The 26,929-nt window shown below is 72.8% G+C and carries 21 protein-coding genes and 2 pseudogenes; 14 read left to right on the top strand and 9 right to left on the bottom strand.

Annotation, left to right across the window (positions count from 1 at the left end; genetic code table 11):
* The first annotated feature begins 120 nt into the window (after window positions 1–120).
* Complete coding sequence (locus ACFQ79_RS13990) at window positions 121–2,115, top strand: hypothetical protein (RefSeq protein ID WP_383582666.1); 1,995 nt, start codon at window positions 121–123, stop codon at window positions 2,113–2,115.
* 94 nt (window positions 2,116–2,209) lie between these two features.
* On the opposite strand, the gene ACFQ79_RS13985 is transcribed toward ACFQ79_RS13990, so the two are convergent.
* Together ACFQ79_RS13985 and ACFQ79_RS13980 are read right to left on the bottom strand one after the other, a co-directional pair.
* A complete protein-coding gene (locus tag ACFQ79_RS13985) occupies window positions 2,210–2,842 on the bottom strand; it encodes a class I SAM-dependent methyltransferase (protein WP_383582664.1) in 633 nt (210 codons plus the stop codon).
* A 46-nt stretch (window positions 2,843–2,888) separates the two neighbouring features.
* On the bottom strand, window positions 2,889–3,296 hold the full coding sequence (locus tag ACFQ79_RS13980) for an ATP-binding protein (protein WP_383582662.1): 408 nt from the start codon (window positions 3,294–3,296) through the stop codon (window positions 2,889–2,891).
* An 84-nt stretch (window positions 3,297–3,380) separates the two neighbouring features.
* On the opposite strand from ACFQ79_RS13980, the gene ACFQ79_RS13975 reads away from it, so the two are divergent.
* The 5 genes from ACFQ79_RS13975 (at window position 3,381) to ACFQ79_RS13955 (ending at window position 11,562) form a co-directional block, all read left to right on the top strand.
* A complete protein-coding gene (locus ACFQ79_RS13975; RefSeq protein ID WP_383582660.1) occupies window positions 3,381–4,229 on the top strand; it encodes a Scr1 family TA system antitoxin-like transcriptional regulator in 849 nt (282 codons plus the stop codon).
* Entirely contained in the window at window positions 4,189–4,401 is a 213-nt protein-coding gene (locus tag ACFQ79_RS13970; protein WP_383582659.1) for a DUF397 domain-containing protein, read from the top strand. The genes ACFQ79_RS13975 and ACFQ79_RS13970 overlap by 41 nt, the downstream gene beginning before the upstream one ends.
* Before the next feature lie 2 nt (window positions 4,402–4,403).
* Window positions 4,404–4,844, top strand: a complete 441-nt coding sequence (locus ACFQ79_RS13965; RefSeq protein ID WP_383582657.1) for a hypothetical protein — start codon at window positions 4,404–4,406, stop codon at window positions 4,842–4,844.
* Between the two features lie 377 nt (window positions 4,845–5,221).
* Window positions 5,222–10,156, top strand: coding sequence for an RICIN domain-containing protein (locus tag ACFQ79_RS13960; RefSeq protein WP_383582655.1), 4,935 nt, complete (start codon window positions 5,222–5,224; stop codon window positions 10,154–10,156).
* A gap of 116 nt (window positions 10,157–10,272) precedes the next feature.
* On the top strand, window positions 10,273–11,562 hold the full coding sequence (locus ACFQ79_RS13955; RefSeq protein WP_383582652.1) for a hypothetical protein: 1,290 nt from the start codon (window positions 10,273–10,275) through the stop codon (window positions 11,560–11,562).
* A gap of 4 nt (window positions 11,563–11,566) precedes the next feature.
* Here the strand turns inward: ACFQ79_RS13955 and ACFQ79_RS13950 are convergent, their stop codons facing one another.
* Both ACFQ79_RS13950 and ACFQ79_RS13945 read right to left on the bottom strand, forming a co-directional pair.
* Entirely contained in the window at window positions 11,567–11,971 is a 405-nt protein-coding gene (locus ACFQ79_RS13950) for a DUF4259 domain-containing protein (RefSeq protein ID WP_383582649.1), read from the bottom strand.
* A gap of 93 nt (window positions 11,972–12,064) precedes the next feature.
* On the bottom strand, window positions 12,065–12,451 hold the full coding sequence (locus tag ACFQ79_RS13945; protein WP_383582646.1) for a hypothetical protein: 387 nt from the start codon (window positions 12,449–12,451) through the stop codon (window positions 12,065–12,067).
* A 92-nt stretch (window positions 12,452–12,543) separates the two neighbouring features.
* Here ACFQ79_RS13945 and ACFQ79_RS13940 point away from each other — a divergent pair, with 92 nt between their 5' ends.
* The 4 genes from ACFQ79_RS13940 to ACFQ79_RS13925 are packed head-to-tail and all read left to right on the top strand — an operon-like array spanning window position 12,544 to window position 18,828.
* Complete coding sequence (locus ACFQ79_RS13940; RefSeq protein WP_383582643.1) at window positions 12,544–14,820, top strand: acyl-CoA dehydrogenase; 2,277 nt, start codon at window positions 12,544–12,546, stop codon at window positions 14,818–14,820.
* 13 nt (window positions 14,821–14,833) lie between these two features.
* The gene (locus tag ACFQ79_RS13935; RefSeq protein WP_383582640.1) at window positions 14,834–16,030 is read left to right on the top strand and encodes a lipid-transfer protein; all 1,197 of its coding nucleotides are present in this window, start codon (window positions 14,834–14,836) and stop codon (window positions 16,028–16,030) included.
* Window positions 16,031–16,079: 49 nt separating this feature from the next.
* Window positions 16,080–17,531, top strand: coding sequence for an MFS transporter (locus ACFQ79_RS13930; protein WP_383582638.1), 1,452 nt, complete (start codon window positions 16,080–16,082; stop codon window positions 17,529–17,531).
* A 10-nt stretch (window positions 17,532–17,541) separates the two neighbouring features.
* Window positions 17,542–18,828, top strand: coding sequence for a phosphatidylserine/phosphatidylglycerophosphate/cardiolipin synthase family protein (locus ACFQ79_RS13925; RefSeq protein ID WP_383582635.1), 1,287 nt, complete (start codon window positions 17,542–17,544; stop codon window positions 18,826–18,828).
* Window positions 18,829–18,838: 10 nt separating this feature from the next.
* On the opposite strand, the gene ACFQ79_RS13920 is transcribed toward ACFQ79_RS13925, so the two are convergent.
* The 3 genes and pseudogenes from ACFQ79_RS13920 to ACFQ79_RS13910 form a co-directional block, all read right to left on the bottom strand.
* Window positions 18,839–19,444 carry a response regulator gene (locus ACFQ79_RS13920; RefSeq protein WP_383582633.1) on the bottom strand — a complete coding sequence of 202 codons (606 nt, stop codon included), beginning with the start codon at window positions 19,442–19,444 and terminating at the stop codon, window positions 18,839–18,841.
* Window positions 19,441–20,612 (bottom strand): annotated as a pseudogene (locus tag ACFQ79_RS13915) (sensor histidine kinase). Before ACFQ79_RS13915 ends, ACFQ79_RS13920 begins: the two are co-directional and overlap by 4 nt.
* A gap of 59 nt (window positions 20,613–20,671) precedes the next feature.
* A pseudogene (locus ACFQ79_RS13910) lies at window positions 20,672–20,821 on the bottom strand (ATP-binding cassette domain-containing protein); the annotation flags it as partial.
* A gap of 276 nt (window positions 20,822–21,097) precedes the next feature.
* Between ACFQ79_RS13910 and ACFQ79_RS13905 the strand changes: the two are divergent.
* Genes ACFQ79_RS13905 through ACFQ79_RS13895 form a run of 3 tightly spaced genes read left to right on the top strand, consistent with a single transcriptional unit; the run spans window position 21,098 to window position 24,028 of the window.
* Window positions 21,098–21,970 (top strand): MaoC/PaaZ C-terminal domain-containing protein, encoded by an 873-nt coding sequence (locus tag ACFQ79_RS13905; protein WP_383582631.1) that lies wholly within the window; start codon window positions 21,098–21,100, stop codon window positions 21,968–21,970.
* Between the two features lie 21 nt (window positions 21,971–21,991).
* A complete protein-coding gene (locus ACFQ79_RS13900) occupies window positions 21,992–23,068 on the top strand; it encodes a Zn-dependent alcohol dehydrogenase (RefSeq protein WP_383582629.1) in 1,077 nt (358 codons plus the stop codon).
* A gap of 15 nt (window positions 23,069–23,083) precedes the next feature.
* Entirely contained in the window at window positions 23,084–24,028 is a 945-nt protein-coding gene (locus ACFQ79_RS13895) for a 3-oxoacyl-ACP reductase (RefSeq protein ID WP_383582626.1), read from the top strand.
* A 117-nt stretch (window positions 24,029–24,145) separates the two neighbouring features.
* Here the strand turns inward: ACFQ79_RS13895 and ACFQ79_RS13890 are convergent, their stop codons facing one another.
* Together ACFQ79_RS13890 and ACFQ79_RS13885 are read right to left on the bottom strand one after the other, a co-directional pair.
* Window positions 24,146–24,274: a hypothetical protein gene (locus ACFQ79_RS13890; RefSeq protein WP_383582624.1), complete on the bottom strand. Its 129-nt coding sequence runs from the start codon at window positions 24,272–24,274 to the stop codon at window positions 24,146–24,148.
* A gap of 49 nt (window positions 24,275–24,323) precedes the next feature.
* Window positions 24,324–25,535 carry a hypothetical protein gene (locus ACFQ79_RS13885; RefSeq protein WP_383582621.1) on the bottom strand — a complete coding sequence of 404 codons (1,212 nt, stop codon included), beginning with the start codon at window positions 25,533–25,535 and terminating at the stop codon, window positions 24,324–24,326.
* 295 nt (window positions 25,536–25,830) lie between these two features.
* Here ACFQ79_RS13885 and ACFQ79_RS13880 point away from each other — a divergent pair, with 295 nt between their 5' ends.
* Window positions 25,831–26,865: an ABC transporter substrate-binding protein gene (locus tag ACFQ79_RS13880; protein WP_383582618.1), complete on the top strand. Its 1,035-nt coding sequence runs from the start codon at window positions 25,831–25,833 to the stop codon at window positions 26,863–26,865.
* The last annotated feature ends 64 nt before the right edge of the window (window positions 26,866–26,929 follow it).

The raw sequence follows: 26,929 nt of genomic DNA, 5'->3' as shown, positions 1-26,929 counted from the left end.
GGTACGTCGCAGCTTGGTCACCGCTTCGCGGAACGGTGGACGCGTGTGAGCAGACCGTGAAGGGTAGGTGCAAGAGGCGACGGTGGGGTGTCACCGCGCATGGACCCACGAGGGGGAACCGTGGTGGGGGAAGAACCGAACGACGCACGTCCCGAGCCGTCCGACCGGCCTGTGCGGGACGACGCATTAGACAGATCGAACCAGCCGAACCAGCCGAGTCAGCCCGGTCAGGCGGGCCCGCTCGACTCGTCGACACAGATCCTGCGGTCCGCCGCCGCGGACCGGCCCGCCCCGGACTCCGGCGCGCCGGCCGCGCCCGCGCCCGCGCCCGTGGCCCCCGCGCCCTGGGAGGCGCGGCCCGCGGCGGGCTTCGGACCGCCGACCGACCCGCCCCCGAGCGCGGCGGCCCGGCCGGGCCCCGAGGCCACCGGTCCCGCTCCCGGCGCGGTACCCGGATCCGCTCCCGCCGCCGGTCCCGCCACCGCGCCCGGCTGGGCCGGTGCCGGCACGCCTCCGCCGCCGCCCGGCGCCCCGCCGGGTTACGGTCCGCCGCCCGGCTACGGCCCTCCCGGGTACGGTCCGCCGCCCGGCGGCGGGCAGCCGCCCGCGCAGCCGCCCGGCGAGGCGAACGGTGCCCAGGCCGCCGTGATAGGCCTGCTCAACCTCTCCTGCCTGGGCCTCGGTTACGTCCTCCTGCGCAACTGGGTCGGCGCCGCGCTCTGCTGGATCGCCACCGCGGCCCTGCTCTTCCTGGCCCTCCCCGCCGACGTCGACGGCGTGCCCGTCGGGCTCCTCGTCGGCTACGGGGTCTTCCTCCTGGCCGTCGCGGCCGACGGCGCCCGCCGCGGCCTGCGCGCGAACCTGCGGATCGGCCCGTCCTTCCGCCGCCTGGCGCTGCCCCTGGCCCTCGTCCTGCTCGCCGTGCCCGCGGGCGGCTCGCTCGCCTACGGGGCGGCCCGCGACGAGGCGAAGGAGCAGGCCCTGCTCGACCGCCTCACCGCCGCGGACGAGCTCGTGAAGTCGGCCGACGGCCTCGCCTTCGACAAGGCCGAGCCGACCTTCCGCAAGGCGCTCGGCGAGTACGAGAAGCTGGGCAGGGAGCACGCGGGATCACGGGCGGGGAAGCTCGTCCCCGCGCGCCTCGACACCTACTTCGCGACGATCTCCAAGCCGTACGCCGACAAGGTGTACTGCGACGCGGTCCCGCGCCTCACCTACCTGCGAGGGCTCCCGGCCACCGCCGACAAGGACCTCCTGGGCACCCGGCCGGCCAAGACCGACGAGCCGCTGGCCCACTCCCTCTACGAGTGCGGGGCGGCCGGCATCGGCAACGCGACCTACGAGCCGGATCCCAGGGAGAGCTTCAACGAACTCCTCAAGACCTTCCCGAAGTCGACGTACGCGCCGAAGGTCGCGCCGGCCTTCGAGGCGTCGATCAAGACCAGGACGGACGCCCTCGCCGGGGGCGGCACCCCCTGCGGCACCACCAAGGAACTGCACGTCATCGGCGCCTCCCTCGACGGCATGACGGACCCGTCGGTCGAGGCCGCCGCGGACCAGGCCGACGCGGCGGTCCAGAAGGGCGACTTCGCCTGCGGGACCGACCAGTTCAGGGACAAGGACTTCAAGGCCGCCCTCGACACGATGACGGCGTACGCGAAGGACTACCCGAGCAGCCCGCAGGCCGCGCACGCCCGCTCCATCGCCATCGCCGCCGAGATCGCCGAGGAGGAGCCCGCGGCGGGCGGGAAGCTGCCCCCGGCCGACGTGCCCGGCGGTACGCGGATGGTGATGGTGGTGAGCAACGACGGCCCGGGCGAGGTCGAGCTGCTCTACACCGGTCCGATGACCGGCAAGGTCACCCTGAAGGCGTGCGGGACCTGCACCAAGTACCCGAGCCCGATCTTCGCGGGATCCAAGAAGATCAAGGCCTGCACGGGGCCGTCCTCGAAGTACCCGAAGGCGACCCTGCTGCTGCCCGCCGGTGACTACCACCTCCTCCAGAAGCGGGTCTCCACCGGCACGTCCACGGCCGGAGACACCAAGTCGAGCAAGGCGAAGATCGAACCGGGCTACAGCTACACCAACTGCCTGTACGTGACCTCGGGGTTCTGACCGTTCCGACCCCCGGGCTCCGCCCCATCGGCGCGCATCGCCCCGGCGGCCGTCCCCTTCCGAGGGGGCGGCCGTCGGCGTGTCGGCCCGCGGCTCAGCCCCGGCGGCGCAGGACCCGCAGCGAGTCCGTGACCGAGACCTCCTCGAAGTCCCCCGACTCCAGCGCGCGGAGGTAGATCCGGTACGGCGCCTGGCCGCCGTCCTCCGGGTTCGGGAAGACGTCGTGGATGACCAGCAGGCCCCCGGGGGCGACCTTCGGGGCCCAGCCCTCGTAGTCGTTTCCTGCGTGCTCGTCGGTGTGCCCGCCGTCGACGAACACGAACCCGAGCTGTCCGCCCCACACCTTCGCGACCTGCGGCGACCGGCCGACCACGGCGATCACGTGCTCTTCGAGACCCGCCTTGCGCAGCGTCCGGCGGAACGTCGGCAGGGTGTCCATGAGCCCCACCTCCGGGTCGACCACGGTCTCGTCGTGGTACTCCCACCCCGGCTGCTGCTCCTCGCTGCCCCGGTGGTGGTCCACGGTCACCGCGACCGTCCCCGCCCGCCGCGCCACGTCGGCCAGCAGGATCGTGGAGCGCCCGCAGTACGTGCCGACCTCCAGGAGCGGCAGCCCGAGCTTCGCGGCCTCGGTGGCCGCCGCGTACAGGGCGAGCCCCTCGCCGACGGGCATGAAGCCCTTGGCGGCCTCGAAGGCGGCGAGGATCTCGGGCGCGGGCTCGGACATGGTGACTCCTACTGGCGGGTACGCGGGTGACGGCGCCCATCGTGCCCTACGCGTCGCACTCGAACCACACCGTCTTCCCGTCGGCCCGCTCGTCGACCCCCCACCGGTCCGTCACGGCCTCCACCAGGACCAGACCCCGCCCGCCCGCGTCCAGCGGACCGGCCGCCTTCGCGTGCACGGCCCCGGGCACGCCGTCCGAGACCTCGACCCGGAGCCCGTGCGGCTCCCGCAGGATCAGCACCGCGCAATGCCGGCCGGGCACGTGCCGGACGACGTTGGCGACGAGCTCGGTCAGCGCGAGGGTCGCGGCGTCCGTCAGCCGGTCGAGCTCCCAACGCGTGAGGAACATGCGGAGGATGCGGCGCATGTGACCGGCGGAGTGCTCACCGACGGTGAACCGCATGCGGTAGCTCGTCGCAAGTGCCGCAGGGTAGAGGTCTGTTGCCTGATTCATGCCACCAGACTGGGCGGCTTTCGTTACGCTCGGCTACGACCTGAATACAACGCCTCACCGCGTGAGCTTGGGGGTGACCTCGCCGTGGTCAACATCCGCAGCCTGGATCCGAGTGCCTCGCCGCTGGACTACTACGGATACGAACTCCGCCGTCTGAGAGAGGAGGCGGGGCTCAGCCAGTCGCAGCTCGGGGACGTCCTCTTCTGCACCGGCTCGCTGGTCGGCCAGATCGAGACGGCGAGAAAGGTCCCGACCAGGGAGTTCTCGGAGCGGCTCGACGCGGCACTGATGACGGGCGGGCTCTTCACGCGGCTGGTGGGGCTGGTGTTGAAGAGTCAACTGCCGTCGTGGTTCAGGCCGTACGCGGACATGGAGTCGAGGGCGACGTACCTGTGCTCGTTCCAGGCGCAGCTGGTCGATGGGCTGCTCCAGTCCGAGGGGTACGCGCGAGCCGTCCTGGGCGCCAGGTTCGAGAGCGACCTGGACGGCTTGGTCGCTGCCCGCATCGAACGCCAGCGGATCCTGGATCGCGAGGCCCCGCCGTTGCTCTGGGTCGTCATGAGCGAGGCGGTGCTGCACCAGGAGACCGGCGGTCGGACGGTGATGCGGGAGCAACTGGCTCACCTGTTGAGGATGCAGGATCGCGAGTGGGTGAAGATTCAGATCCTCCCGTTCGAGGTCGGCGCGCACGGCGGACAGATGGGTTCCTTCAACCTCCTCCGCTTCGAAGACGACCCTGACCTCGTCTACACCGAGGACTTCGTTCAGGGGCATATGACCGTGGATTCGGCCGCGTTCAGGCAGGGCTTGCTCCGTTACGATCACCTGCGAGCGGCCGCTCTCTCGGTGGAGGATTCGTCCGCGCTGATCACCCGCGTCATGGAGGAACACTATGGAGACCAACCAGAATCTGGCGGGAGCGAGCTGGCGTAAGTCCTCGTACAGCGGCGACACCGGCGGTCAGTGCATCGAGATCGCCGACCTCACCGCCCACATCGCCGTCCGTGACTCCAAGAACCCCACGGGCCCCGCCTTCCTCGCCACCCCCGCCGCCTTCACGGCCTTCGTGGGCGCCGCCGCCGAAGGGCGTATCGGCAGCCGCTGATCATGGCGACCCTCATAGGGACGATGATCCTCGCCATCGGCCTGCCGGCCTGGGCGGGGATCACGTACGTCGGTCTTGTCCGGGCCCGTCGGGGCGACGAACTGCCCCCGCCCCGCCCGCCCCGGTCCCGCCGCTCGCCCGCCAGGAAGGCCGCCTGGGTCGCCGGGCTCGCCTACCTCGCGGGTGGCGCGGTGCACGTGTACGGCCTGTCGTACCTGCCGTTCCTCTTCCCGGAGGACGCGTGCTGGTTCGGCGTGGGCATCAAGGCCTACCCGGACTCCAGCAGTGCGCTGCCCGTGAGCCTGGTGTGCCACGGCATCGAGGTCGTCCCGTGGTGGGTGAACCCCGGCCTCCTCGCCTTCGCGCTCATCGCCGTCACCGCGACGGTCACCGCCGTGGTCCTCGCCGTGAGGCATCCCCGCGGACATGCCCGACCGAGGTGAGGGCTATGACTTCCGGCCAATGTATGGCTGGAGAACGCCCATGGGCTCTACGGCTCCTTCACAGGCTCCACACAGATCACACGGCTCGTGAGCTTGGCGATTGCACATGACACACCCCGATCTCTCCGGCAAACGGTTTTCCGCGGCTCGCTCCGATGTGATGTCCCACTCTTGCCGAGCGCTTGTTACTCGCGGTTAAGTAACGCCGCGCGTCCGGGAGCTGACCTTCCCTCATGACGCGCGCACATCATCGGCGGTCGGGGGAACGGTGCCGCCACGGGGAGGATCGGTGTCGCCGCGTCGCGATGCCCGCTCGCTGTGAACGTCGCCGGGAATCCTCCGCCCGCCCTCGTTCGCTGCTGTGAAGGAAGCCTTCCGTGCGGTTCAAACCGGGGTTGTTCAACCCACGATCACGCTCGTCCGCCACTCTCACCACCGCCCTCACCTCCGCCACGGCGCTCGCCGTCCTCGGCGGTCTGGGTGTCCGGCCCGACCTGTCCGTGCGGGACGTCGAGCCCGTCGCCGCGACCGCCGACTCGTACGACGGCTACGACGTCAAGGCGGCCGAGCGGCTTCGCGAGGACCAGTGCATGGGCACCGAGGCCCTGCGCATGGGCGGACCCAACCTGTACGCCCTCGCGCAGAGCGCCCTCGTCCTGACGCCCGATCAGCTCCACGAGAAGCTGAAGCGGGACATGTTCGACGACAAGACCCCGCTGCACGCGGCCTGGAACCAGGACCGCACCCTCACGGACCAGTGGCTCGACAAGGTCCAGAAGCAGGGCAGCGCGTGGAACAGCGCCGCGAGCCTGGACTCGTACCCCAACGCGCCCAAGGACGCGGGCAAGATCTTCGACAGCACCGGGCTGCTGCCCTGGCTGTACCAGGGCTACTCGGACCCGCTCAACCTGTTCAACCCCTTCTACGAGTCCTCCCCGACCGCCGACGACAAGACGAAGGCCGCCGCGCTCGCCGTCGGCGACCCCCTCTACACCTCCGGCGGGACGCCGAAGGAACAGGAGGCGTGGGCGCTGTGGAAGAAGAACTCGGGGAAGGTCGAGCCCAACCAGTACTTCGTGCCCCGGGTGTTCGCCGATGACGCCCGCATCTTCCTCGGCTCCGGCGGGTTCCCCCGTACCGCCGCCGAGCCGGGCACCGCGGAGTTCCGCATCGCGGTCGAGGACCTCAAGGCCCGCTTCGGGGCCTGCGGCTGGCACGACCCGATCGACCCGAACCGGGTCCTGGGCAAGCAGGTCGCCCAGGCCGCGTCCGAGTGGCAGCAGGAGATAGCCGGTCAGACCGCCCAACGGCAGCAGATCCTGACCGCCGGCAAGGACGCCGCCAAGGCGCTGCAGGACGGCGCCTACGGCCTCAGCATGCTCGTCGGCCAGTCCTGGCTCGCCGACTACTACACCCGCTGGCAGGACCACTGGACCCCCGGCGGCGTCGGCTGGATCGGCAACGGCTACACGGTCGTCGAGGTCCCAGGGGCGAAGGGCACCTGCCTGGACGTCCAGGGCGGCGGCAAGACCAACGGCACGCCGGTCCAGATCCACACCTGCAACGGCAGCGCCGCGCAGGAGTGGTCGCTCGAAGGCGGCGAGGAGGACCTCCACCTCCGCAACACCGGCTCGTTCAAGTGCCTCGACGTGGCGGGGAACGCCTCGGCCAACGGCACGAAGATCCAGATCACGGACTGCTACAGCACCAAGGGCCAGTCGTGGAAGGCGGACGTTCGCGCCCCCTCCACCCTGCGGAGCGTCAGCACCGGCAAGTGCCTGGACCTGAGCGCCTTCACGGTCGGCACCGACGCCCGGCTGTTCGACTGCAAGGACACCAGTGCGCAGAAGTACCTGATCAAGCCGAACGGCAAGAAGGGCGCGGGCAGCACCCCGTACCCGGTCAAGGCACAGTTCGACGCCGCGACCAAGGGCCTTGCCGACGCCCGCGCGGCGGCGAAGACGCACCTGGCGACGGTGAAGGCCCAGCTGGAGAAGGCCAAGACCTCGGCCACCGCCTCCGACACGGCCGTGCAGGCCGCGTACGGCATCGCGGACGCCGCCGGCGCCCCGCGCGGCCGCGGCCTCCTCGTCGGCCAGCAGAAGGCCCAGGTCACCAAGGGCGCCGTCGCGGCGCTCACCGCGATGGTGAAGGCCGGCGAGACCGCGGAGGCCGCCACCCGGGCCGCGGCCGGCGACAGCGCGACCATCACCCAGCGCGCCCTCGCGCAGACCGCGCAGGTCAACGCCGAGTTCCGCAAGGAGGCCGCGCGCATCGCCGCGGAGCAGGCGAAGGCGGCGTCCGACGGCGCCAAGCTGCACCGCGACAACGCGAAGAAGGACAAGGAGACGGCGGAGGCCAAGCTCGTCCTCGCGCTGAAGGCCGAGGGCGACGCCAAGGCGGCCGCCGCCGACGCGCACGCCAAGCGGCTCGCGGCCGAGGCGGAGGAGGCCACGGCGAAGGCGGAGAAGGACACCGCCGCCGTCAAGCAGGGGGAGGCGTCGCAGCACCGGCAGAACGCCGAGGCGGAGGCCGTCCGGGCCGACGACGCCAGGAGGGCGGCCGAGGCCTCCGAGAACACGGCGGTCGAGAAGAAGAACGCCGCCGTGAAGTCGCGCGACAACGCCAAGGCCAAGCGGGACGACGCCTGGGAGGCCGAGCAGCGGGCCGACGCCGCTCGCGCCAAGGCCGACGCGAAGGAGGCGTACGCCCAGGCCCACGAGTCCGACGGGTACGCCCAGGAGTCCCGCGACGCGGCCGACGCGGCCTCGCGGCACGCCGACGACGCGGAGGCGGCCGCCGGACGGGCCCGCGGCGAGGCCGACGCGGCCACCCGGGCCGCATCGGAAGCCGATGCCGCGGCCACCCGCGCCGAGGCCGCCGCCAAGCGCTCCCGCGCCCACGCGGACGCCGCCCAGGCAGCCAAGCTGAAGGCCGACGCCGCCGTGCGGACCGCGACCAGCGCCGCCGCCGACGCCATCGACGCCTCCGAGCACGCGGCCGCCGAGGCCAAGGCCGCCGTCCGGCTCGCCGACGAGGCGCAGAAGCTCGCCAAGGCCGCCAAGGCCGAGGCGGACGCGGCGAGCAAGGAGGCCGCCAAGGCCGTCGCCGCCGCCGCGAAGGCCGCCGGCTTCGCCCACGTCACCGCCCAGGCCGCCGTGGACGCCGGCAACGCCGCCCTCCAGGTCGCCAAGCCGGCCAACGACGCGATCCAGCTCGGCTCGCCCTACGCCGCCACCGACTCGGCCGCCGGCCTCGTCGTCCTGACCGGCCAGGGTTCCAAGACGGTCGCCGACCAGCAGAAGGCCGTCGCCGACGCCCACGCCAAGAACGCCCAGGCGGAGGCGGTGGCCGCCAAGAGCATCGCCGACCAGGCCGTCGGCGACGCGAAGATCGCCCACCAGCACGCGGCCACCGCCGCGGGACACGCGGCGACCGCCCGCGGCTACTCCAAGGAGGCACTCGGCTACGCCGCCGACGCCGCCGCTGCCGCCGCCAAGGCGACGCAGTCACTGGCCCGGACCGTCGAGTACGACCGCCAGGCCGCCGCGGACGCCGCCGCTGCCGACAAGGCCGCCGGACGCGCCGAAGGTTACGCGGCACAGGCCCGGGACTCCGCCGACCAGGCGGCCCTCGACGCCCAGGCAGCCCGCGAGGCCGCAGCCGCGGCCGAGCAGTCCGCCAAGGACGCGCGCGCCGCGGCCGACCGGGCCGATGCCGCCGCCACCGAGGCGGAGCAGGCCGCCAAGGACGCCCTGAAGTACGCCGAGGAGGCGCAGGCGGCGGCCGACCGGGCCGAGGCCGCGCAGAAGAACAACTCGATCGCCGAAGGCGGCACCACCGGCGTCGGCGGGGTCTTCTACGTCGTCGACAAGATGGTCCCGGTCGGTGAACCGGAGATAAAGAAGAAGGAGAACTGCAACATCATCATTCACGTGGGCGACTGCGTGATCACGGCCGTCATCCACTTCGACGCCTACATCGACCTGTTCCTGTGCACCGCGGAGGACATGCCGGCGACCCAGGCCGGCTGCCCGTCCGCATCGGTGGTCTACCTGAGTTCCGACGTCCTCAAGGACCAGAAGACCGAGGTCACGCACACCCTGTCGATGACCGAGTTCAACTCCGGCATCGACCCGGTGAAGATCCTCCTCGGAGACTTCATCGAGTGCGCCCACAAGATCGCGCCCGGCGGCGAGTCGGGCAGCTGGGCCGGCTGCGCCTGGGCCGCGACCTGGTTCATCCCCGGCAAGGCGTACAAGGCGATCGGGGACGCGCTCCACGCGTTCAACGCCTCCCTGCACACCGGCGTCGGCGTCCGCGAGGCGTTCAACGCGCTGCGGGCGCTCGACCTCGACCCGGCGACCATCGCCCGGCTCGAGGACACCGTCAACGTCTACGAGGACGTGTTCGTCGCCTGCCGCACGAACAGCTTCCCCGGCGGCACCGGCGTCCTCATGGCCGACGGCTCCCACCGGCCGATCCGCGACGTGCGGATCGGTGACCGGGTCCTCACCACCGACCCCCGCACCGGCAGCCTGCGCCCGCAGGACGTGACGGACACCTTCCGCCACGACACCGAGCGCCTGGTGGACATCACCGTCGACGGCGGCCTGCTCACCAGCACGATCGGCCACCGGTTCCTCGTCCCCGGCCGCGGCTGGACCACCGTCGCCGAGCTGCGCGTCGGCGACCGGCTCCGCACCCCGCAGGGCACGGAGCAGACCGTCACCGCGCTGCGCGACCGCTCCGGCCTCGTGCCCCGCACGGTGTACGACCTCACGGTCGACGGCCCGCACACGTTCTACGTGCGCCCGCGGGGCGACGAGCGGGTCCAGGACGTCCTCGTCCACAACTGCACCAACATCATCGCGGACGAGGGGCTGTTCGGGGCTCACACCCTGGGAGTCCACGTCCGCGCGTCCGACGACGCGATGCGGGCCAAGGCCCGGGTCGACGGGATCGCGGGCAGGTGGACCGACGAGGCGACGGCGGCCTCGGCCGTCAAGCAGGCGATCGAGGAGTGGATCAAGCACGGGGACAACGCCACGACGTTCCAGAACTGGCAGCGGAAGCAGTCGCAGAACAAGAACGGCTTCGTGGCGTCACGGGACTGCCTCCCCTTCGACTGGACGCTGAAGGGCAAGGGCTCACTCGGGACCGTGTGGCGCAGGGACGGCGCCGAGGCGGGGGAGGACGCCAGCAACACCATCCGGGTGCTTCTCCGGTACGTTCCGAAGAAGGCCGAGCCGCCCCACAACCCGAGCAGGTACGTCGTGTACACGTCGTACCCGCTCCCGGAGAAGAAGTAGCGGGGCCGCCGGACCCCCGTCCGGCAGGCTGACGGGACGACGAGGAACGGGCACCCCTCCCGGCGAGGGGTGCCCGTTCCCGTTCGGGCACGCAAGAGCACGGAGGAAGAGGGAGCATGGCACGGGTGCGCGAGGTCTACTACTACGACTACGGCGCGGACTTCGGACTCAGCGGGTACGCCGGAGCGCTGGCGGGCCGGACCGGGCTCCGGCTCGACGAGGACGTGACACTGGCACTCGCCGCGGCGCGGGCGGCCGACGAGGACGTCCAGCTGGGCCGGGACGCGCGGATCCTCCTGGAGTCGGGACTGCCGGACGGGGCGCTCCACACGGTGTGGCTGGCGGCCGTGCGCCGCCGCTTCGACCCCGCCCTGGAGGGCACGGACGTCCGTTCCTGGCTGCGCCGGGTGTCCGACGCGTGCCCGCCCCGGGACCTGGAGCGCGACCCGTACGAGGTGGCGAGCCTCGACGAGGTGAGGCCGGTCGTCGCCGAGGACGAGCTGCGGGACGCCGTGACGGCGGAGATCGAGGCGAACGCCGCCGGGCTCGGCCGCGCCGTCGCCGTGCCGGACGCCGTGCCCGCCCTGCTGCGGGTGGTGCGGGAGGCCGACGCGGACCTCGGCCTCCGGCTGTTCCTGCGGGTGGCGAAGTCCTACTCCGTCCTCCTCGGCAAGGACGCGTACGACCGGCTGACCGAGCTGGGCCGGCGGCTGGCCTATCCGCCGGACGCCGTCCAGAAGACGCTGGAGGTCCGCTGGCCGCCCGTCGACCCCGGGCGGCGGGACCTCGGCATCGGCCGGTTCGGCGTGCAGATGCTGGCAGCCGTCTTCCGCGGAACCGAGTGGCGGCACCTGGGGACCGTGCGGGAGAACGTCCTGCGCGTGATCGACGCGGACTACGGTGACGTGCCCGGATCGTACGCCGCCGTCCTCCTGGAGGACCTGCGCCGCCTCCTCGACTCCCCCCTCCCCGACACGGCCCTGAGCACGCTGTGGCGGGCCGTCACCCGGCGGACGTACGCCACCGGACAGGACGAGTTCGACGCCGACGTACGGGCCTGGTTCGAGCTGGTCGCCGCGGAGTGCCGGGAGCTGCTGACCGCGGTGGACCCCTGCTACCTGCCGTACGTCTCGCCGGCTCGGACCGATGCGGCGGAGGCCGTCCTGCGGGAGCTCCGCGAAGCCGGGCACGGCGAGCCTGCCGACGTGCGCGCCGTGGTGCCGCTCCTCGCGGACGTCGTCACCACCGTCGATCCCGATCTGGGCTTCCGGCTCTTCCTCCAGCTCCTCTCGGCGCACGCCGTCCCCGTGACGGGGGCCCGGCGCGCGCGGTTCCTGGAGCTCGCCGGGCGTCTCGGCTACGGCCCGGAGCACGTGGAGGACCACCTGCCGGACCCCCGGAGCTGACCGGTCAGGCCCCCGCGAGGACCGCCCGCAGCTTCCGTACGACCGCCTTCCACTGCTCGCCGTCCGACTCCTCCCAGAGCTCGAGGAGTTCGGAGGGCTCGGTGAGGATCCGGTCCAGGGCCGTCACGGCCTGCGGGCGCAGGTCGGCCGGGAGGAGCGGCAGGGAGTCCTTCGGGGCGTACGAGGTGGTGACGGGGTCGCCGCCGGGGCACTGGGCCGCGAGCAGGGCCGCCGACGCGATCGCCTCGTCCGCCAGGTCCGCGTCCAGGTACGCGTCGCCGGTCTCGATCACCTCGCGGAAGGCCGTGCGCAGCACCTCGGCCTTCTTCTCCGCCGGGGCCTCGTCCACCCGGTACGAGAAGTCGGCGGCGGTGTCGTTGTCGAAGGGGCCGATGTCCCAGGTGCCCATGGCGTACTCGCTCTCTCCGTGCGCGGTCGTTCCGCTGTACCGACAGCGTGGCAGGCACCACTGACAACGCCGGTCCGGTGTCGGGATCCTGCGCTACCAGCTCCAGAAGCCGCCGAGGATCGACGTGCGGCCGGTCTCGTCCGTGCCGACCATGTGGGCCGACTCGGGGCCCCCGCTCGACCCGTCGTCCAGCGGGACGACGAAGCGGTGCCGCCCGAAGCGAAGGGCGATGATCCGGTCGGGATCCAGCTCGGAGCCGTCGACGGTCTCGCCGATGTAGCGGCGCATGAGGTCGAGCGAGCCGGGCTCGGGGAAGTGCCACTCGCTGCCGTCGTACACCCCGACGGGGTCGGCCAGGCACCGGAGCACCGGGCCGTCGAAGTGCAGCTCGACGAAGTCGCGCACGAAGGACACGGCGCTGACCTCGTGGCCGACGAGCAGTCGGATCGGGTCGTCGTCCGGGACGTCGGTGATGTTCATGAGCTCATGGTGCAGGACTCCCGGCCCGGATCCTCCGTCCATTCCCGTATCTGACCTTCCGTCAGAATGGAACGTGTTCTAGTCTGCCGCGCATGGGCATCGCCATCACGCACGACCAGCGGGAGCTCGCCCGATCCGTCCGGGGCTGGCTCCGACGCGCCGTACCGCCCGAGGAGGTCCGCAAGCACCTGGACGTCCCCGACACCGCCACCGGGCGGCCGGCCTACTGGGACGCCGCCGCCGGGCAGGGGCTCCTCGGGGTTCACCTTCCCGAGGAGTACGGGGGAGGGGGCGGCGACCTCGGGGACCTCGTCGTGGTCGTGGAGGAGGCCGCGCGGGCGCTCCTGCCAGGGCCCTGGCTGCCCTCCGTGCTCGCCGCCGAGCTGCTCCGAAGGGCCGGGGCCGGGGAACTCGCCGGAGCCCTCGCGTCCGGGGAGCGGATCGGCGCCGTCGCACTCGGCGAGACCGGCACGGAGTTCGGGCCCGTCGGCTCCGGCACGGAGTTCGGGCCCGTCGGCCCGGGTACGGAGTCCGGGCCCGCCGGTTCCGGTGCCGGGAGCGGTCCGGGCAGCACCGGCCCCGGCACCCTCACCGCCGTCCGTACCACCGGCGGCTGGCTCCTCGACGGCGCCGCGCCCCCCGTCCTCGGCGGCGCCCAGGCCGATCTCGTCATCCTGCGCGCCGCCACCGCCGACGGCTCCGTCTGGCTCGCCGTCGACACCGACGGCCTCGCCGTCCGGCCCCACGAGAGCGCCGACCCCACCCGCCCCACCGCCGAGGTCACCGCCCGTACCCGCCACGTCCCCGCCGCCCGCGAGCTCCCCCTCGACACCGCCCTCGTCCACGACCTCGCCGCCGTCCTCTTCGCCGCGGACGCCTGCGGCACCGCCGCCCGCGCCGTCGAGACCGCCGCCGAACACGCCCGGACCCGCGAACAGTTCGGCCGCCCCATCGGACGCTTCCAGGGCGTCAAACACCTCTGCGCCGACATGCTCGTACGGCTCGAACAGGCCCGCGCCCTCACCTGGGACGCCGCCAGGGCCGGGGACGACGAGGCCCGCTCCCTCACCGCCGCGCTCGCCGCCGCCACCGCCCTCGACACCGCGTTCACCTGCGCCAAGGACTGCATCCAGATCCTCGGCGGCACCGGGTTCACCTGGGAGCACGACGCCCACCTGCTGCTCCGCCGCGCCCTCGTCGCCCGCCAGCTCCTCGGCACCGGCGACCGGCACCGGCTCGCCGCCCTCCGGCACGCCGCCGGCGGCGTCCGGCGCGGCCTCCGCCTCGACCTGCCGCCCGAGGCCGACCCGTACCGCGAGGCCGCACGCGAGGCCGTCGCCCCCGCCGCCGGGCTCGATCCCGCCGCCGCCCGCCGCGTCCTCGCCCCCACCGGCTACGCCGCCCCGCACCTCCCGGAGCCGTACGGTCTCGGCGCCGGCCCCCTCCAGCAGCTCGCCGTCCAGCGCGCCCTGGACGAGGCGGGGATCACCGTCTCCGGGCTCGGCATCGCCACCTGGGTCGTGCCGTCCCTCCTCGCCCACGGCACCCCCGCCCAGCAGGAGGAACACCTCGGCCCGACCCTGCGCGGCGAGCGCCTCTGGTGCCAGCTCTTCTCCGAGCCCGGCGCCGGCTCCGACCTGGCCTCCCTCCGGACCCGCGCCGAGCGCACCGAGGACGGCCGCTGGCGGATCAACGGCCAGAAGGTGTGGACGAGCGCCGCCCAGTGGGCCCACCACGGCATCCTGCTCGCCCGTACCGACCCGGCCGCCCCCAAGCACAAGGGCCTCACCTACTTCCTCGTCGACATGCGGAACACCCCCGGGATCGACGTACGGCCGCTCAAGGAGATCACCGGGGAGTCCCTCTTCAACGAGGTCTGGTTCGACGACGCGATCCTCCCCGCCGACGCCGTCGTCGGCGAGGTCGACGACGGCTGGCGGGTCGCCCGCAACACCCTCGGCAACGAACGCGTCCACATGGCCGACCAGGTCGCCTTCGACACCGGCCTCGAGGCCGTCATCGCCCGGGCGGACCGGGTCGACAGCTCCGTACGGGTACGGATCGGCGCCCTGCTCGCCGAGGCGCACGCGCTCGCGTGCATCGGCCTGCGCACCACCCTGCTCCAGGTGTCCGGGCTCGAACCCGGCGCGGGCGCCAGCGTCCGCAAGCTCGTCCAGACCCTCCACCAGCAGAAGCTCGCCGAACTCACCCTCGAACTCCTCGGCCCCGAAGGCGCCGTGCGCGAGGGCCCCGGCGAACGGGCCGTCCACGGACTGCTCATGTCCCGCTGCCTCACCATCGCGGGCGGCACCACCCAGGTACAGCTCAATGTCGTCGCCGAGCGGCTGCTCGGCCTGCCGCGAGACTGAGGGGGAAACCGAGATGACCACCAAGGCGTACGTCGTCGGCGTCGGGATGACCAGGTTCGAGAAGCCCGAGACCAGGGACTGGCAGTACTGGGACATGGTCAAGGAGGCCGGGACCGCCGCCCTCGCCGACGCGGGCGTCCCCTACGCGCGCGTGGAGCAGGCCGCCGTCGGCTACTGCTTCCAGGCCTCCACCGCCGGACAGCGCGCCGTGTACGAACTCGGGCTCTCCGGCATCCCCGTCTACAACCTCAACAACAACTGCGCGACCGGCTCCACCGCGCTCATGACCGCCCGCCAGTTCGTCGAGGGCGGCATCGCCGACTGCGTCCTCGCGCTCGGCTTCGAGAAGATGAGCCGGGGCGCGCTCGGCGGCGGATCGGGGGCCGGGGACTTCACGACCTCGCCCGTCGCCCGGCACTACGGGATCATGGCCGCCGGCCACGGCTTCGAGGCGAGCCCGCCCACCGCGCAGATCTTCGGCAACGCCGCCCGCGAGCACATGGAGCGGTACGGCACGACCGAGGCGCAGCTCGCGGCCGTCGGCGCCAAGAACCACCGGCACTCGGCGAACAACCCGAACGCCCAGTTCCAGGACGTCTACACGGTCGACGAGATCCTCGCCGCGAAGACCGTCCACCGGCCGCTCACCAAGCTCCAGTGCTCGCCCACATCGGACGGCGCGGCCGCCGCCCTCGTCGTCTCCGAGCGCTTCGTCGACGAGCACGGGCTGCGGGACCGGGCGGTGGAGATCGCCGGACAGGCGATGACCACCGACACCGAGGAGTCCTTCGCCTCGGGCTCCTGCATCGACGCCGTCGGCCGCCCGATGTCCCGGGCCGCCGCCCGGCAGGCCTTCGAGCGCTCGGGGCTCGGCATCGAGGACGTCGACGTGATCGAGCTCCACGACTGCTTCTCCGTCAACGAACTCCTCACGTACGAGGCGCTCGGCATGTGCGAGGAGGGCGCGTCCGGCAAGCTCGTCGAGTCCGGCGCGACGACGTACGGCGGCCGCTGGGTCGTGAACCCCTCGGGCGGCCTCATCTCCAAGGGCCACCCGCTGGGCGCGACGGGCCTGGCGCAGGCCGCCGAACTCGTCTGGCAGCTACGGGACGAGGCGGGGCCCCGGCAGGTCACGGGGGCGCGGGTCGGGCTCGCGCACAACATCGGCCTGGGCGGGGCGGCGGTGGTGACGCTGCTGCGCAGGTCGTAGGACCTTCTCCCCATGTACGGGGCGGATGCGGTCTGCGACCATGACACCCATGCCGCAGACCGACTCCGCACGGACGACCTCCACCACCCCGTCCCTCCCCACGCCCCGCGCCTGGGCGGTCGTCCTGACCGCCTGCGCGGGCCAGTTCCTCGTCGTCCTCGACGTCTCCGTCGTGAACGTGGCGCTGCCGTCGATGCGGACCGACCTCGGACTCTCGGCGCTCGGTCTGCAATGGGTCCTCAACGCCTACGCCATCGCCTTCGCCGGCTTCATGCTGCTCGGCGGGCGCGCCTCCGACCTCTACGGGCGCAAGGCGATGTTCCTGCTCGGGCTGGGTCTCTTCACCGCCGCCTCGGTCGCGGGCGGCCTCGCCCAGGAGGGCTGGCAACTCGTCGCCGCCCGCGCCGTGCAGGGACTCGGCGCGGCCGTCCTCTCGCCCGCCACGCTGACCCTGATCACCGCCGCCGTCCCCGCCGGGGCCGCCCGCACCAGGGCCATCGGCACCTGGACCGCGGTCGGCGCGGCCGGCGGCGCCGCGGGCGGCTTCGTCGGCGGCGTCCTCGTCGACCTGCTGTCCTGGCGCTGGGTCCTGCTCATCAACGTCCCCGTCGGCGTCCTCGTCCTCGCGGGCGCGCTGCTCTGGCTCCGCGAGTCCCGCACCGGCGCGGGCCGCCGCCTCGACCTGCCCGGCGCGGTGCTCGTCACCGCGGGGCTCGCCACCCTCGCGTACGGCATCGTCCAGACCGAGGAGGCGGGCTGGACGGCCCCGGAGACCCTGCTCACGCTCCTCGGCGGTCTGGCGCTCCTCGGCGTCTTCGTGGTGGTGGAGGCCCGCACGGCGGAGCCGCTGATGCGGCTGAGCATCTTCCGTACGCGCGCGGTGTCGGCGGCCAACGTGGCGATCCTGCTGTGCGGTTCGACCTCCTTCGGCATGTGGTTCTTCATGACCACCTACGCGCAGAGCGTCCTCGCGTACACCCCGCTCCAGGCCGGTCTCGCCCTGGTCCCCAGCTCCCTCAGCGTCGTCGTGGGCTCCAAGCTGGCCCCGCACCTGATGCCGGCCGTCGGCGCCCGGAACCTCGCCGTCATCGGCGCCCTGATCGGGGCGGCGGGCTTCGCCTGGCAGTCGACGCTCACGGCCGACGGCACGTTCCTCGGGACGATCCTGGGCCCCGGCGTCCTGATGATGGCCGGCATCGGCCTGGCCACCACCCCGCTGGCCGCCCTCGCCACCTCCAGTGCCGCCCCGTCCGACGCGGGCCTCGTCTCGGGCCTGGTCAACACCTCACGCACGATGGGCGGCGCGCTGGGCCTCGCGGTCCTCTCGACGATCGCCGCGGCGGCCACCCCGGCCGTCACCTCGGGAGCACCGGACCCCTCGTCCCTCGTCCCCGGGTACGCGATGGCCTTCCGGGTGGCGACGGGCGTGCTGATCGCGGCGGCGGTGCTGATGCTCCTGTGGCTCCCCAGGCCGGCCAAGCCGGTGGCCGGCCGCGGGTGACAATGCCCCGGTGATATCGATCAAGAACAAGCTCAGGACCTCCGTGACCGTGCTGGCCGTCGGCGCGTCCCTCCTCGTCGCACCGTCGGCCTCGGCGGAACCGGTCCTGGCCGTGACCACCGGCGCCGTGTTCAACGACCCGAACAGCACCGACGCCTCCGCCAGAGGGCGGATCCTCTCCCACCTGGCGGGGCTCGTCGACGGCGCGGAGGCGGGGTCGTCCATCCGGATCTCCCTGTACCTGTTCCAGTCGGTGTACCTGGCCAACAAGCTGGGCGACGCCCACAAGCGGGGCGTCACCGTCCAGGTGGTCGTCGACGCCGACAGCAGGTCCACCGGGCTCGAGACGCTGAAGACCCGGCTGGCGGACCCGGCGGGCGGCCCCGACTCCTGGGTGCGGACCTGCAAGCCGGAGGAGGCCTGCCTGGCGCTGGACCCTGGCACCACGGCGGCCGACCCGAACGGCACGTACGACAACGTCAACCACAACAAGTTCTTCCTGTTCTCCCGTACCAAGGGCAAGGGAGACGTGTTCGTCGACGACGTGGTCGTGCAGGGCTCCGGGAACCTCACGAGCCAGGACACCGACGACTGGTGGAACGACGCGCTGACCGTCGTCGGCAACACGGAGCTGTTCGCCGCGTACACCCGGTACGCCGACGACCTGGCGGCCGCCGCCGCCGGGCAGACGCCTCAGGTCGCGGACTACGCGCACGACACCCAGGCGGGCAAGGCGAAGGTCCACTTCTTCCCGCGGTCCACCACCGACACCGTCGTCGACATCCTCGCGACGGTGGCGCCGGTCGGCACCCCGGACTCCTGCACGGGGAACTCCCCGGGCGTCGGCACCGCGGACGGCCGTACGAGGATCCGCATCGCGCAGGGCCACATCACCCGCACCGAGGTGGCCAGGAAGCTGTGGGAGCTGGCGAACTCCGGGTGCGACATCGAGATCGTCTACCGGTCGCTCGACAACTGGACGGCCGACGACAAGCCCATGGGACAGGTGGCCAACTGGCTGACCAGGCCCGTGACGGGCAAGGGCCGCATCACGCTGCACCAGCTCGACAACGACAAGCGCGGCGGCTCCGACTCCCACACCAAGTACCTGCTGGTCGAAGGCACGTACGACGGCGGAGTGAACAAGAAGATCGTCTTCACCGGCAGTCACACCTACACGACGACGGCGCTCAAGTACAACGACGAGACGCTGCTCGCGTACGAGGACGCCACGGTCTTCGACGCCTATGTGATGAACTTCGGGGCCCAGCGGGCGGCGGCGATCGAGGGCCGCTAGACCCCGGGAGCTACAGCCACCCCTGCCGGCGGGCCGCCCTGACCGCCTCCATGCGGTTGCGCGTGCCCGTCTTGCCGATCGCCGACGAGAGGTAGTTGCGGACCGTCGACTCCGAGAGGTGGAGGGCCGCCGCGATGTCCGCGATCGTCGCGCCGTCCACCGCGGCCGCCAGGGCGTCCCGTTCACGGGCCGTCAGCGGGTTCGGGCCCGCGCCGAGCGCCGCCGCAGCGAGGGCCGGGTCGATCACCGTCTCACCCCGCAGGACCTGCCGGATCGCCTCGGCCAGCTCCTCCACGGGGCCGTCCTTCACCAGGAAGCCGGCGGCGCCGGCCTCCATCGCGCGGCGGAGATACCCGGGGCGGCCGAAGGTCGTGAGGATCAGGACCCGGCAGTCGGGGGCCTGCCCGCGCAGGTCCGCCGCCGCGTCCAGACCCGAGCGGCCCGGCAGTTCGATGTCGAGCAGCGCGACGTCGGGCCGCGCCAGCAGCGCCGCGTCCACGATCTCGTCACCCCGCCCGACCTGAGCGACGACCTCCATGTCGTGCTCCATCCCGAGCAGCAGGGCCAGCGCCCCGCGCATCATCCCCTGGTCCTCCGCAAGCAGCAGACGGATCATGTCGTCGGCTCCCCCTCGCACTCGTGCGGCCCGGGGGTCTCCGTGGGGAGCTCCGCGGTGACCCGGAACCCGCCCCGCGGAGCCGGTCCCGAGTCAAGAGTGCCGCCTGCCGCCGCGACCCGCTCGCGCAGGCCCCGCAGACCGCTGCCCGGGGTGCCGTCGGCGGCCGGTGCGCGGGGCCCGGGCCCGGGCCGTCGTCCGTGAAGGTGAGGCGGACCCGGTCGGGGGTGCCGTCCAGGGCGATCACGCAGCGGGACGCGCCGCTGTGCCGCACCGCGTTCGTCGTGGACTCCCGTACCACCCAGCTGAGCAGGGCCTCCGTCTGCGGTTCGAGGAGCGGGCCCGAGCGGCGTACGACCGGTTCGATGCCGGCCGAGGACAGCGCGTCGCGCGCCCGGTCCAGCTCGGTGGCGAGGCTGCCCTCGCGGTAGCCGGTGACGGCCTCCCTGATCTCGGTGAGCGCCTGCCGGCCGACCGCCTCGATGTCCGCCACCTGGGCGAGGGCCGCGTCGAGGTCGCGCGGCGCGAGCCGGCGTACGACCTCCGACTTGACCACGATCACCGAGAGCGTGTGGCCGAGCAGGTCGTGCAGGTCACGGGAGAACCGCAGCCGTTCCTTCTCGACGGCGGCCGTGGCCAGTTCCTCCCGGGTCGCCCGCAGTTGCCGGACCGATTCGTCGAGCGCGAGGATCGCCGCCGTCACCATCACGGACATGAACGTGCCGTACACGACGCCGATGGAGTCCCAGCCGTCCCGCCAGAAGGTCACCACCCCCACCGCCACGACCAGCGGGGGGCTGACCCACCGCAGGAGCCTCCCGTGCCGCACCACGGCTCCGACCGCGAGGCCCAGGAGCGGGAAGAGGAGCAGCCACTCCCTCCCGTAACCGATGGCGAGTGCGAAGGTCAGCACCCCGAGCATGGCGAGGAGCCCCCAGGTCAGTGGCGTCTCCCGGCTGGGCGGGTGGCAGGCGCGGAAGACGATGGCGATGTAGAGGGTGTTGAAGGTGAACAGCCCGAGGCCACCGATCCACGGGTTCGGGGCCTGGCCGCCGAGCAGGTGGGAGAGCGCGCCCAGGCCCATCAGCAGCCAGGGGAGGAGGCTGAGCCCGTTCGGGCCCCGCTCCCATTGCTGCTGATCGCGCAGCGCCCTGATGCCTCGCCGGATGTTCCTCACCGTCGCCCCCCTCACACCGTCGCCCCCTTCACACCGTCCTCGCCGAACTTGGACTTTCCGGCGCCGTTGCGGCCGAGCAGCGCCACCGTCTCGCCCCGCCGGACGGTGAGGTCGATCCCGTCGACGGCGCGGACGGCGCCGTACGTCTTCGTCGCGGCCCGGAAGGCGACCGCGGGTTCGTTCGTCAGGTCCTTCGTCATGAGGTCGACGGTACGAAGCGGGGGCCTTCGCCCGGCAGGCGCTCGTGTACGGACCTGGCCGTGACAAATGTACCGGGCCGGGCTCCTGACGTACCGTCAGGTGATCGCCGCCGGGAGGGTTCCCAACTCTTCCCGCCTGGGCTATACATGGGGACCACCGACCTAGAACGCGTTCTAGAACGGCCGCGTACGGGACGGTCCCCGCACGGCCTCGGTGCGGCCGACGGTGCGGACGGCCGCGCCGAGGTCTTCACCGCCACGAGGAGCAGCAGCCCGATGCCCATCGACCCCGCAAAGGCCGTCGCCGCCGAACCCCGCAGCGCCGAGATCTCCTGGGACCACAAGGACGTCCAGCTCTACCACCTGGGACTCGGCGCCGGCTCGTCCCAAGGCGAGCGCAGCACGGCGACCGACCCCGACGAGCTCCGCTACACCCTCGAATCCAAGCTCCACGTCCTGCCCAGCTTCGCGACCGTCGCGGGCGCCGGCATGGGCGTCGTCGGCGGGCTCTCCGCCCCCGGCATCGACATCGACCTCGCCGCCGTCCTGCACGGCGGCCAGACGGTCACCCTGCACCGCCCCGTCCCCGTCTCCGGCCGCGCCGTCTCCACCTCCCGCGTCGCCGCCGTGTACGACAAGGGCAAGGCGGCCGTCCTCGTCCTGCGCTCCGAGGCCTCCGACGCCGACGGCCCGCTCTGGACCAGCGACGCCCAGATCTTCGTCCGCGGGGAAGGCGGCTGGGGCGGCGACCGCGGCCCCTCCGAGCGGCTCGCGCTCCCCGAGCGCGAGCCCGACGTCACCGTCGAACGGCCGATCCGCGAGGAACAGGCCCTGCTCTACCGGCTCTCCGGCGACTGGAACCCGCTCCACGCCGACCCCGAGTTCGCCAAGCTCGCCGGCTTCGACCGGCCGATCCTGCACGGGCTCTGCTCGTACGGCATGACCCTCAAGGCGGTGGTGGACACGGTGCTCGGCGGGGACGTCGCCCGGGTCCGCTCGTACCGCACGCGCTTCGCCGGGATCGTCTTCCCGGGCGAGACCCTGCGCATCCGGATGTGGGCCGGCGACGGCCGCGTCCAGGTGGCGGTGACGGCCGTGGAGCGCGACGACGCCCCGGTCCTCGCCGACACCCTCGTCGAACACGCCTGATCGCCTGATTGGAGCCGCACCATGCGCGCAGCCGTACTGCACGAGATCGGCCAGGACAAGCTCGAAGTCGTCGACGACGTCGAGGCGGTGGGCTTCGGCCCCGGCAAGGTGAAGATCCGGGTCCGGGCCACCGGCCTCTGCCACTCCGACGTCTCCGCGATGAGCGGCGTCCTCCCGCAGCCCGCCCCCTTCATCCCCGGCCACGAGGGCGCGGGCGAGATCCTCGACGTCGGCGACGGCGTCACCGGACTCACCCAGGGCCAGCGGGTGCTGCTCTGCTGGCTGCCCGCCTGCGGCAGCTGTCCCGCCTGCAAGCGCGGCCAGACCCAGCTCTGCCTGGCCGGCTTCATGAACGCCGGCACGCCCAACTTCAAGCGCCCCGGCGGTGACGTCTTCGGCTTCGCCGGCACCGGCACCTTCACCGAGGAGGTCGTCGTCGACGCGGGCTGCGCCGTCCCGATCCCCGACGACGTGCCCTTCGACATCGCCGCCCTCATCGGCTGCGGCGTCACCACCGGCCTCGGCGCCGCCATCAACACGGCCAAGGTGGAGGCCGGTTCGTCCGTCGCCGTCATCGGCTGCGGAGGCGTCGGCATCTCCGCGATCCAGGGCGCCAAGCTCCAGGGCGCCGCCCAGATCGTCGCCGTCGACCCCGTCGAGTCGCGCCGCGAGGCCGCGCTGCGCTTCGGCGCCACCGAGGCGGTCGCCCCGGACGCGCTCGCCGACGCCAAGCAGCGGATCACCGCCGGCGAGGGCTTCGACTACGTCTTCGAGGTCGTCGGCAAGTCCGCCACCGCCCGCACCGCGTACGAGAACACCCGGCGCGGCGGCACCCTCTGCGTCGTCGGGGCCGGAGCGATGGACGACAACCTCCAGCTCAACATGTTCGAGCTGTTCTTCGACGAGAAGCGGATCCTGCCCTCCATGTACGGCGGCGGCGACGTGCTCCGCTCCTACGAGCGGGCCATCGCGCTCTGGCGGGCCGGCCGCATCGACCTGGAGTCCCTCATCACCCACCGCGTACCGCTCGCGGGCATCAACGAGGCCCTGGAGCAGATGCGGACCGGCGCGGCCCTCCGTACCTGCATCGAGATCTGAGAGGACTTCTGCGAGATGTCACTCCCTCTTGAGGGTCTGAGCGCGATCGTCACCGGCGCCGGGCGCGGTCTCGGCCGCGCCGAGGCCCTGGAACTGGCCCGGCTCGGCGCGGCCGTCGTCGTCAACGACTACGGCCAGCCCGGGCGCGACGGCTCGGGCGCGGCCTCCGCCGCGCCCGCCGAGGAGGTCGCCGCGGAGATCCGCGCGGCGGGCGGCAGGGCGGTCGCGCACCTCGGCGACGTCGCCGACTTCGAGACGGCGCGGGCCCTGATCGACCTGGCCGTGGCCGAGTTCGGCAAGCTGGACGTCCTGGTCAACAACGCGGGCATCCTGCGCGACCGGATGGTCTTCTCGATGAGCGAGGAGGAGTGGGACTCGGTCATACGGGTCCACCTCAAGGGCCACTTCAACACCACGCACTTCGCGGCGGTGCACTGGAGGAGCCGGGCGAAGGCGGGGGAGACCGGCGTGTACGGCCGGATCGTCAACACCTCCTCCGAGGCCTTCCTCGCCGGCTCGGCCGGCCAGCCGAACTACGCGGCCGCGAAGGGCGGGATCGTGGGGCTGACCACGTCCACGGCGCTCGCGCTCGCCCGGTACGGGGTGACGGCGAACGCCATCTGCCCCCGGGCGCGCACCCGGATGACCGAGGACGTCTTCGCGGGCTTCGCCGAGCCGGCGGCCGAGGGCGACCTCGACCCGCTGTCCCCGGAGCACGTGGCGCCGCTCGTCGGCTACCTCGCCTCCCCGGCGGCGGCCGGGGTCAGCGGGCAACTGCTCGTCGTGCACGGCGGGATGGTCGCGATCGTGGACCGGCCGCGGGTGGCGGCCAAGTTCGACACGGCCAAGGAGGCGTTCACGTACGAGGAACTGGACGGCCTCCTGACCCCGCACTACGCGTCCCGCCCGGCGGGCGAGACCTTCGCGGCCTCGGAGGTCCTCGGCCTGAAGAAGGGCTGAGGCCGGGGGTGACCGCCGGCCGGGGTGCGGCCCGGCCGGGGGACGGTGGGGAGGACGAAGGGCCCCGGGGGTGACCCGGGGCCCTTCGCCCTGCCTGGTACTGCTCGTTCCTGCTCGTTACTGCGAGACGGGCTCGCGGCGGTGACGGCCGTGCGGGGAGGACGCGGAGTCCTCCGTCGGCGCGGCGTCCCCGCGGTGCTTTCCGGAGCCGTTCGGCTCCTGCCCGTTCGTGCTGTTCTCCGACATGGTCGAACTCACCCCGTTTGACATCGGTCGTGCTGTGCAGCCCGAGAGTCTAGCCAGCTGGTTTCCCGTCCGTGAGCGGAGCCTGCTGCAACGGCACGGGACGGCACACCCGGGGCTCCTCGACGCCCGCGCCCGCTCCCGCGCAGCCCCCCGCCGAAGCCCCCGCCGAAGCCGCCGTCGCGACCGCGTCGGGCTCCGGCTCCGGAGGCGCCTCCACGTCCGCGAGACCGCAGGGCGCCCCGGCCGTCGCGTACGGCAGCCGGAGCACGCCCCCGGCCGTCCACAGGCCGGCCCCGGCGAGCCACCCCACCGGTGCGGCCAGTTGGCCCATCCGGCGGGCCGTCGGCTGCCACGTCCCCACCCAGCTGCCGCCCGCCGCGTCGATGCGCAGCGCGACCGCACAGGTCTCCGGCATCAGGACCTGCCCCGGCTGGACGGCGAACGGCGTCAGCGCCGCGTCGTCGAGCCGCAGGCACTCAGGGAAGCGCACCGGCAGCAGACTGCCGAGCACCCCCCAGCCCAGCCGGTGGTGCCCCGGTGACGGCGCGTCGGAACGGATCAGGAGCAGCCCGCTGTCCGGGTCCGCGAGGAGCAGCCGGTCGTCGCTGCCCTCGGTGATCTGCAGCAGCGGCGTCACCTCGCCGCCCCGCTCCAGGTCGACGGCGACCGCCTTCACCGGCCCGTCGTCGAGCCGCCGGTCGAGCGCGAGTATCCGGCCCGCACGGTCGAGCCACACCCCGCCCGCGCACCGGCCCCTGACCTCCGCGACCTGCTCGGGACCGAAGGCCCCGCCCGCGACCAGCCACAGCGTGGTCGTGTCGGGGCCGACGCACATCGCGTACGCGCAGACGCCGTCCGGCGAGGGCGGCAGCAGCACCAGCCGCTCCGAACCGGGGGCCTCCACGGCGCCGAGCCGGAGCTCCCCGGTGGCCGGTCCCGTGGGGTAGAGCAGCGAGAACGTGTTCCGCCGCCCGTCCACGCGGCGGGCCACCAGGACCCGGCCGTCGGCCAGGGGCAGCAGCTGGGTGCCGGGCTCCTCCGGCTGGTCGAGGGGGAGCGGGACGGCGTACGGCTCGGGGCCGTCGAGCGTCCACCGCTCCGCGTACAGGGCGTCCCCGTCGCCCGCGAGCCTGGCCGCGTACGCGCCGTTCGCCGTGATCGTGAGACCCGTAGTGAACTCCGCCGGCCGGACGCCGCGGCCGGGGTGCTCCCCGTCGCGGTCGTCGTCCTCGGCCGTGGTCTCGATGGCACACGCTGTCATCGACTCGTCACCTCCGGCCATGAAGCTAGTTTTCGCACTTCCAGCCGAACAACACGAGCAGGGTCACTTCACACATAAGGGTGGCTGTGCGGCGGTTCGGCTGAGGGGTGGGGGGCGGGTGTGCTGGAGTTGCCCGTGATGAGTAAGGTAAGGCGAACCTAAACGGAGGCTGTGACTCCGGCCGGCGTGCTCCGGACGGAATCCACGACTCCGGCCGGCAGCCCCGGACGGAGCCCCCACGACTCCGGCCCGGTCGCGCCCGTCTCCCCGCCAGGACACGTACAGGAGCCTTCTCATGTCCCTCCGCCGCCGCGGCACCGCCGCCGTCGTCGCCCTCGCCGCCGCGCTCTCGCTCGCGGCCTGCGGAGGAGGCGACGGAGGTTCCGACGCCTCCACGAAGGAGGGCACGGGCAAGAAGAAGGACGTCGCCACCGGCGGCAAGGACTTCGGCGACGCCGCCGCGAAGACCGCGGCCATGGGCACGGACGCCAAGGCCGGCCAGTTCCCGCGCACCCTCACGCACGCCCTCGGCAAGACCGAGCTCCCGGCCGCCCCGAAGCGGGTCGTCGTCCTCGACGTCGGCGAGTTCGACAACGTCGTCTCCCTCGGCATCAAGCCCGTCGGCTACGCCCCCGCCGAAGGCGACGACGGCATCCCGGCCTACCTCCAGAAGGACGCCGGCACCCCGAAGTCCGTCGGCACCATCAACAACCTCAACCTCGAGGCCATCGCCAACCTCCAGCCCGACCTGATCCTCGGCAGCCAGCTGCGCGCCGCGGACAAGTACGACGAGCTGTCGAAGATCGCGCCGACCGTGTTCTCCATCCGCCCGGGCTTCACCTGGAAGGAGAACTACCTCCTCAACGCCGCCGCGCTCGACAGGACCGCCGAGGCGAAGGAGAAGCTCGCGGCGTACGAGACCAAGGCCGAGGAGCTCGGCACGGCGATCGGCCCGAACAAGCCGACCGTCTCGATGGTCCGCTACCTCCCCGGCAAGATCCGCCTGTACGCGAAGGCGTCGTTCATCGGCACCATCCTCGAGGACACCGGCCTGCCGCGGCCCGAGAACCAGCAGATCGACGAGCTCGCCGCCGAGATCAGCCCGGAGAAGATCGACGAGGCCGACGGCGACTGGATCTTCACCGGCGTGTACGGCGAGGCCAAGGCCACCAAGAAGGACACCGCCCAGGCCAACCCGCTCTGGAAGAACCTCAAGGCCGTCAAGGCCGGCCAGGCCGAGGACGTCCCGGACGAGACCTGGTACCTGGGCCTCGGCGTGACGGCGGCGAACCTGGTCCTCGACGACCTGCGCGGCTACCTCGTCAAGTAACGCGGCCACGCGCCGAGCGGACGGTGGACGAGCGGCCCCGGCGCCGGCCGACGGCGCCCGGGGC

Origin of the sequence: Streptomyces sp. NPDC056480, assembly GCF_042795405.1 — a bacterium.
Classification (GTDB): Bacteria; Actinomycetota; Actinomycetes; order Streptomycetales; family Streptomycetaceae; genus Streptomyces.
This window is presented reverse-complemented; position numbering and strand designations above follow the sequence as displayed.